2 protein-coding genes are annotated in these 2,931 nt (G+C 65.0%); both read right to left on the minus strand.

The features are described from left to right. Positions 1–167: 167 nt before the first annotated feature. The gene (locus IBX53_RS15565) at positions 168–1,544 is read right to left on the minus strand and encodes an NCS1 family transporter (protein ID WP_290911125.1); all 1,377 of its coding nucleotides are present in this window, start codon (positions 1,542–1,544) and stop codon (positions 168–170) included. A gap of 139 nt (positions 1,545–1,683) precedes the next feature. Next, positions 1,684–2,430, minus strand: a complete 747-nt coding sequence (locus IBX53_RS15570; RefSeq protein WP_290911128.1) for an aspartate/glutamate racemase family protein — start codon at positions 2,428–2,430, stop codon at positions 1,684–1,686. Positions 2,431–2,931: the final 501 nt, after the last annotated feature.

Below are 2,931 nucleotides of genomic sequence, written 5' to 3' on the forward strand. Positions count from 1 at the left end.
GCCACCTCAAGGCCATCGAGGCCTCGCTCTCCATCATCGAAGAGACCGAGGAGGCGCCGGACCTGCACAGCATCTTCGGGCGGTGACGGGCCGCATCCGCCTGCCCAGGCCTGCAAAAGCGCCCCGGACCTGAGTCCGGGACGCTGTCGTTGGGGACGATGGAGGAGTTACTGACGGAAACGCTGGCAGGGGGCCCAGTGCTTCATCAGCAGGTAGTAGGTGACGCCGGCCGGGATCAGGCTGGCGTACCAGGAGACCGCAGAGAAGCTGAGGGCGGCGGCGATGCCCACGGCGGTGGCGATCAGGGCGGCCACGTTGACCCCCTGGTAGGGACCGGTCTCGTCATAGAGCTTGCCGAGGTCCAGGGTGCGGCGACGGATGATGTAGTAGTCCACCACCAGGATGGCGAAGATCGGGCCGAGGAAGGCGGAGTAGGTCTGCACGAAGAGCTGCAGGCCGGCGGCGGAGTCGGGCTGCACCAGCTTCCAGGGGAAGGTGGCGAAGGCCAGCAGGCCGACGATCACCGTGGAGGTGGTGAACTTGAGCTTGAAGACGTCCATCAGCACGTAGGTGGGCGGCACCACGTTGTTGAGCACGTTCGTGGTGACCTGGGCGAAGGCGATGAACAGCAGGGTGGTCATCAGCAGCGGGGTGTTGTCCACGGCGTTGGCGAACACCTGGATGGGGTCGGCGGTGCCGGTGGCCTCGGAGACCATGTAGCCGATCAGGCCCATGAACAGGGTGCAGGGCAGGATCGACATGGCGTAGATGGTGGTGAGAATGCTCTGCGGCGTACCCTTCTTGTGTTCGCGGGCATAGTCGCTGACGTTGAGCATCATGGTGCTGTAGATCCCCAGGAAGAGCATGGTGGCGCCCCAGAACGGCATCCCCCAGGAGCCTTCCATGGTCAGCAGGCTGGCGGAGAGCTCGTCGCCGTAGCGCTGCACCGTGGCGTAGAACATGTACATCAGCGAGGCGAGGATGAAGACGCTGCCGATGTTCTCCAGCCACTTGATGCCCTGAAAGCCCATCACCGACAGGCCGATCTGCAGGAACTGGAAGGCGATGAAGTAGAAGATCAGGTTGTCGAAGCCGAACAGGGTGGCCGAGACCATGTTCAGCGCGCCGGCACCGATCCAGCTCTGAAAGCCGTACCACACCACCGCGGGCACGGCGCGCACCAGCCCCGGCAGCCGGGTGCCGGCAAAGCCGAAGGCGCTGCGCGCCTGGACCATGAAGGGAATCCCGTACTTGTAGCCAGCGGCGCCGTTCACGGCCAGCGCGATGCCGATCACGAAGCAGCCGATGGCGATCGCCAGGGTGGCCTGGATCAGGTTGAGGGTACCCACCACGCTGGAGCCCATGGCGAAGGTGCCGATAGAGACGCAGCCGCCGAACCAGGCCAGGAAGTAGGAGGTACGCCCCATGATGCGGGTCTGCTGGGGGGCCAGCGACTCCTGGCCCGGGGCCTTGGTCGAGTGGCTGGTGGCCTCGGGGGCCGTGGCGGCCGCCTGGGCGGTGGCCTGTGAAGTGGGAGTGGTCATGTCGAGAACCTCGCAAGTCGCTGCTTGATGTTAGAAGTTTCCGGCCAGTTGCCGGGATGGCTTGCGGCGTGGCGTGCTCCGGGGAGCGGGTTGTTGTTGTCGTGGGTGCTGCGAACTATCCGGTGGTGCGAGCGGCCGGTCAGCGGACCGGGGTCAGGTGGGAAAACCGTTCGAACTGGCCGCTCATCGGCTTGGGCCGCGGGAACGCCAGGTCTCCATGCTTGCTGGTGCCGAGCCCCAGGCCGACCAACGCCTCGGCCAGCTTCACGGCGGCGGTGACGCCCTCCACCACCGGCAGGCCCACCTCGTGGCTGATGGTGCCGGTGAGGTCGGCCATGCCGCCGCAGCCCAGCACGATGGCGCCGATGCCGTCCTCGTCGCGGGCGCGCCGGCACTCGTCGATGATGCGTGCCAGGGCCGCATCGCCGTTCTCCTCCAGGTCCAGCACCGGGATCTCGGCGGCGCGCACCCGGCGGCAGTGGTGGCGGAAGCCATACTGGGTCAGCAGGTGCTCGGCGATGATGCCGGTGCGGCCCAGGGTGGTGACGATGGAGAAGCGGGTGCTGACCAGCGTCGCCATATGGAAGGCGGCCTCGGCGATGCCGATCACCGGCGCTCGGGTCAGCTCGCGGGCGGCGAGCAGGCCTGGGTCGCCGAAGCAGGCGATCACGTAGGCGTCGGCGCCCTCGCGCTCGCCGGCGAGCACCTGGTCGAGGACCCCCACCGCGCTGATCGCCTCGTCGACGTGGCTCTCGATGGAGACCGGGCCGTCCAGCGGCTGGGTCGCGGTGATGCGGGTGCCGGGCGCGGCGATCCGGCGGGCCGCCTCGCCGATGGTGGCCGTCATGGCGGCGGTGGTGTTGGGGTTGATGACGCGGATCTGCATGGGGTCTCCTGATCTTGTCGATATTCTTGTACACAAAATAGGTTTATTTTGTTTATTTGGCAAATGCCGCCGCCTCGAAGCGCGCGTCGATACAGCTGGCTGTTATAGAGGGATTTTTTTCTGGAGTCGGGCTCTTGTCGCTCGAATCAAGGGATGAGACTTTGGTCGAGCCTCTGGTGGTTTTGCTCGGAATGACAACAATTATACGCATTTTATGTATACAATAATGACCATGAGCCGACGGTTGCACTAACCTTGACGACATCCTATCTTGTCTTTGTATACATAAATGGTGCTGATGGGACGTGCCCGGCACCACGACCGGCAGCCAGGCGCCTCGACGGTACGCCGCCAACGCTCGCCAACAGCTCTCTATAACAACCAGCTATAACAACTAGCTATAACAGCCAGGAAGCCCTGCCATGACCGCCACCCGCGCCTCGGATTACCCCCGTGACTTGATCGGCTACGGCCGCAACCCGCCCCATGCCAACTGGCCCG

This window comes from Halomonas sp. (assembly GCF_014859505.1).
Classification (GTDB): Bacteria; Pseudomonadota; Gammaproteobacteria; order Pseudomonadales; family Halomonadaceae; genus Halomonas.